This window comes from Albidovulum sp. (assembly GCF_049646345.1).
Lineage (GTDB): Bacteria > Pseudomonadota > Alphaproteobacteria > Rhodobacterales > Rhodobacteraceae > Albidovulum.
In genome coordinates, this window is the sequence record NZ_JBARVQ010000805.1 from 1 (window position 1) to 4733 (window position 4733).

Annotated in this window: 5 protein-coding genes; 3 read left to right on the forward strand and 2 right to left on the reverse strand. The window is 62.9% G+C overall.

Features of this window, described 5'->3' with window-relative positions:
• Positions 1 to 1233: glycosyltransferase (locus WBB85_RS21100; protein ID WP_432640545.1), on the reverse strand; the 1233-nt coding region annotated here is incomplete at its 3' end.
• The gene (locus WBB85_RS21105; protein WP_432640546.1) at positions 1230 to 2186 is read right to left on the reverse strand and encodes a GntR family transcriptional regulator; all 957 of its coding nucleotides are present in this window, start codon (positions 2184 to 2186) and stop codon (positions 1230 to 1232) included. The genes WBB85_RS21100 and WBB85_RS21105, both read right to left, overlap by 4 nt.
• A gap of 178 nt (positions 2187 to 2364) precedes the next feature.
• Between WBB85_RS21105 and WBB85_RS21110 the strand changes: the two genes are divergently transcribed.
• The 3 genes from WBB85_RS21110 to WBB85_RS21120 form a co-directional block, all read left to right on the forward strand.
• Positions 2365 to 3414: a polyamine ABC transporter substrate-binding protein gene (locus WBB85_RS21110; RefSeq protein ID WP_432640547.1), complete on the forward strand. Its 1050-nt coding sequence runs from the start codon at positions 2365 to 2367 to the stop codon at positions 3412 to 3414.
• Positions 3415 to 3470: 56 nt separating this feature from the next.
• Positions 3471 to 4337, forward strand: coding sequence for an ABC transporter permease (locus WBB85_RS21115; RefSeq protein ID WP_432640548.1), 867 nt, complete (start codon positions 3471 to 3473; stop codon positions 4335 to 4337).
• On the forward strand, positions 4330 to 4733 hold a 404-nt coding region (locus WBB85_RS21120), incomplete at its 3' end, for an ABC transporter permease (RefSeq protein WP_432640549.1). The genes WBB85_RS21115 and WBB85_RS21120, both read left to right, overlap by 8 nt.

A 4733-nucleotide genomic window follows, 5' to 3' on the forward strand; every position in this document is an offset into this window, starting at 1 on the left:
ATTGACGCCGTTTGCGGGGGTCATTCGTCGGGCATTGGCCCCCAACCTGTCGCGCATTTCTGTATCTTCAAGTGCGGATCGCATCGCCAGCACCAGCTCCTCTGACGTCCAGTTGGCGCGGTGGAGCCATTTGCCCGTCCCGGTTTCGACCGCCCGGCGGGCGTTGTCATGCCCGTCCCAGCAATAGGGCATGATGAGCGACGGGACGCCGCAATACAGCGCCTCGCAAAAGCTGTTGTTGCCGCCGTGGTGGATGAAGAGATCGGCCTTTGCCACGACGCTCGGCTGCGGGAACCACTGATCGAGGATGACATTGTCGGGAACCGCGCGAAAGGCATCCCGGAACGGGCCAACATTGACGAGAAAACGGGCGGGAAACCCGGAGAAGACAGCGATCAGACGCATGATCAGGTCCGTATCCAGCGCACCGAGACTGCCGAAAGAGACGTAGATCAGCGGACCCTCCGCGGTCGCAAACTCTGGCACATTATATGGTGCTTCCTGCCGGACACAGCCTTCGAGGAAGGTGAAACGCGCAGGGTCCATCCCGACCTCGCGCTCATGGCGCAGGATCGAGGGGGCCAGCAGCAGATTCTGCCAGGGCGACGGTTCGAGAAACTGTCCCGCATCCAGGGGCGCAAGGCCGTGACGAAACCGGAACCTGTTATACCGGGCATGAACCGGCCCGACCGCAGCGTTGTAGTTATCGGCAAAGGCCTGCCATTGGCCGCGATCATCACCCGGAAGACCTGACAGGTAGGGCGGCACATTCGGATCCGGCAGCTCGGTTTCCGCGCAGGAGATGACCCTGACCCACGGGCAGCCCGCGCGCAGGATCGCAGGAAACATCACCACATTGTCGAGCACGACCACATCGGGTCTGAGCCTTTGCAGCAGGGCAAAAAGCGGCGCTTCGGCCTGCTCGGCCGTCTCTACGATCGCCTCCCAAGTGGGGGCAACGTAGGTTTCGATCTGGTCGGCCGGGTCAAGATTGAAATGAGGCTGATGGCGGCTGATGAAATCCTGCCAATAGGTTTCCGGTACCGGTGCACCCGACAATGGCAGGTGGTATTCCTGAAAACCGTATTCCGCGAAGACGCCGGAAAATCCCGCATGGCAGATGAAGACCGGTCGGGCACCGCGTTCCTTCAGCGCTCGGGCGATGCCGACGCAGTTGAGCGCGGCACCGAAACTTGCCTCCGGAAAGAAGGCGATGGTCGGGGTGTCGCTCATCGTCCGGCCCGCCCGTTCAAGCCGAAGAGAGGCGGCGCGCCGCGGTTGGCCGCCTGTGGGCGCTGGCTGCGCGACAGCCGCAGATGCACCCGCAATAGGTCGGCGGCCACGGCAAGCTGGCCGCTTTCCAAATGGTCGAGAATGCCGAGATGTTCCTGCATGGCCTGCCGAAGCCGGACGACATTTCCACGCACCGTAGCGCCGGGCAGTTCGCGCAGACGGTGATGCGCGAGAAGCGCCTCGGCCACGAAACGGTTCGACGCGCCACGTGCGATCAGAAGATGGAAATCCGTGTCAAGCCGCTGGAACGCACGCGGGTCGAGCCGGTCGTCGGGTTCGGCGAGAAAGGCCACCATCGCCCGGCGCAGCGCGGCGGACCGGTCCTCGTCCAGCCGGAAGCCCGGCGCGGTCAAAGCAGCGGGCTCCAGAAGCAGGCGGTACTCGAAACTGTCGGCCTGCGATTCGGGACTGTCGGGCAGGCTCGCGAAGACCCAAGACTGGCCCGGCGCGCGCGTCACCAGCCCATCCTCGGCCAATGTGCCGAGTGCTTTCAGCACCGTCCGGCGCTCCGCATCGTAGCGGCGCATCACCTCGCCCACGGTAATAGATTCATCAAGCCGCCGCGCCGAGCGGTCGCGAATAATCCGCTGGGCGAGCGCGCCTTCCTCAGCATCGGGCAGCGGTTCGGAAAAGGCGGAGGTCGGGGTAAAATCGGCCGAAAGCCGATAGCCGATCTCGGCCTCGTGCACCACAAGCCCCTGATCGGCCAAGAGTTTCAGCGCCGCCCGGACCGGTGTGCGGGAAACATTGCACTGCATCGCAATCAACTGTTCGGGCATATGCGCGCCCGGACCAAACCCGCGGTCGCGGGCAAGGTCGAGAATGCTGCGCGCAAGGTCCAGGTGGTTCTGGCGAGGCCGGCGCGTTGCCGATTTCTTGTCTCGTTGTGTCATGCTTCTGGATTCTGAACGCCGGAGCTGCGGGTGTCCGACGTAAATGACTATTGACGTATTTTTTCGCGTAATAATACTGTTTGGTCAAGGTGAGGAAGATAATCTCATCCATCCATGGGCCGAAATGCCAAAATAAAACCGGCCCACCCAACAGACGACCAACAGAAGAGGAACCGATATGCCACAGTCCCATGCCCCGTTGCGCATAGCTGCAACGCTTGCGGCCGGCCTTGTTGCCGCCGGCCCTGCTGCCGCAGAACTCGTCATCTCCAACTGGGATGGCTACATGGCCCCCGACGCCGTGGCGAATTTCGCCACCGAGTCAGGCGAAACCGCAGAGATGGTCGTTCACGCCACCAATGAAGAGATCATGGGCAAGCTCATCGCCTCGGGCGGTGCCGGCTATGACGTGGTCTTCGTTTCGTCGCCTTTCGCCGAGGTGCTGCACAATCTTGACCTGCTCGAACCGATCGACCCTGCCAAGGTGCCGAACCTCGCCAACCTCTATTCCGAAGCGACCCAGTTGCCCCACGACCCCGGCAACGCCTTTTCCGTGCCCTATGCCTGGGGCACGACCGGGCTTTGCTACCGTTCCGACCTCGTCTCTCCCGAGCCGGCATCATGGAACGACCTCCTGCACCCAGCCGAGGCGCAGGCGGGCAAGGTCACACTGCTTGGCACCGACCGCTGGCTTCTGGCCGCTGGTTTCCTCGCGCACGGCTACTCTGTGAACGAGACCGATCAGGCCAAGATCGACGAGGTCGAGGCTGACCTGATCGAGGCGAAGAAGACGATGCTCGCCTTCGATGACACGACCTTCTACTCAAAGCTCGTCTCGGGCGAGGCGACGCTGGTTCATGCCTGGGATGGCTGGTGCAACTACGGCATCGCCGAGAACCCGGACATCAAGTTCATGATCCCGTCCGAGGGCTCCGACCTCTGGGTCGACACGATGGTGGTGATGAAGGCGTCCGGCAATAAGGACGGCGCGTTCAAGTTCATCAACTATATCCTCGACGCCAAGAACCACGCCTGGGCGGCCGAGAACATCCTTTACAAGGTGCCGAACAAGCCAGCGATGGAAAGCCTTTCAGCGGACATGGCCGCGACCTATCCCAATATGGGCATGGCACCCGCCGAGCTCATCGCGCTCGAACAGCTCCGCGACGTGGGCGATGCGAGCCGCGCCTATGCCAAGGCCGTCAGCGCGATCAAGGCCGCGCAGTGACCAAAGATGCGGGGTCATTCGGCCCCGCACCGTTTCCCGGAAAAAAGATCCGTAGCGTGCACAGCCCTAATACCCGCTCGACCCTCCTGATGGCCCCGGCCCTTCTGTGGCTGACGGCGTTGATGGTCGTTCCCTGCGGGCTGATCCTCGCACTCGGTTTCTTCCAGCGCGGGGTCTACGGCGGGATCGATTACACGTTTACGCTGGAAAACTTCGCGCTGATCTTCGATCCGCTTTATGCCGGGATCTTCCTGACCTCGGCGCGGATCGCGGGGCTTGCGACCCTGATCGCCGTCATCATCGGCTATGCCGCTGCCTATGCGATCGCCGCTGCGCCGCGTCACCGCCAGCCGCTTCTTCTCTTTCTGGCCGTCCTGCCCTTCTGGTCGAACTACCTGATCCGCACCTATGCCTGGATCGTTCTTCTGAACCGCGAGGGGTTGATCACCCAAGGCTTGCGAATGCTCGGATACGAGGGCGAGCCCCCTTCGATGCTCTATACCGAAGGGGCGGTAATCACCGGCCTTGTCTACAACTACCTGCCTTTCGTGATACTCGCCTGCTACGCGCCGCTTGCTCGGCTGAACCCGGAACTTGCCGAGGCGTCGCGCGATCTGGGCGCCTCGGCCTTCACCACGTTCCGCCGGGTGATCCTGCCGATGACGGTGCCAGGTATCGCGGCTGGCGCGGTTTTCGTCTTCGTCCTCTCGATCGGCAACTTCATCACCCCGGCGCTGCTCGGCGGCGGGCGGTTCCAGATGATGGGCAACCTGATCTACGCGCAGTTCCTGACCGCGAATGACTGGCCCTTCGGCGCCGCTATCTCGATGGTGCTGATCGCGATCATGATGGGGCTTCTGACGCTTCAGGCCATCGCCGCCGAAAAGGGCGCGGGCGAGAAGCGGGAGGGCGCCGATGGCTGACCGTTCGCCCGCCACCCGCCGCAGCCTTACGGCCGTTCTCGTCGTGGTCTTCGCCATCCTCAACATCCCCATCGCGACCCTCGTCGCGCTCAGCTTTAACGAGGGCGGCCTGCCCACCGCATGGACCGGCTTTTCGATCAAGTGGTACGGCGCGCTGATGGCGAACCACGACATCCTCTCCGCCGCCCTCAACACGCTGATCGTCGCCGTGATCTCGACCGCCATCGCGGCGGTTCTCGGCACCCTCCTCGCGCTCGGGATCGAGACGCGCAGACGCAAAGGGCGGGCGCTGGAGGCTCTCGTCTTCGCGCCGATGATCATTCCCGACATCGTGCTGGCCATCGCGCTTCTGAGCTTCTTCTCGCTCCTGAAATTTCCAATGGGGCTGCACACGAT

Excerpts from the sequence above, each read along its gene's own strand:
- WBB85_RS21105 (WP_432640546.1), bottom strand. The coding sequence starts at position 2,186 with ATGACACAACGAGACAAGAAATCGGCAACGCGCCGGCCTCGCCAGAAC.
- WBB85_RS21110 (WP_432640547.1), top strand. The coding sequence starts at position 2,365 with ATGCCACAGTCCCATGCCCCGTTGCGCATAGCTGCAACGCTTGCGGCC.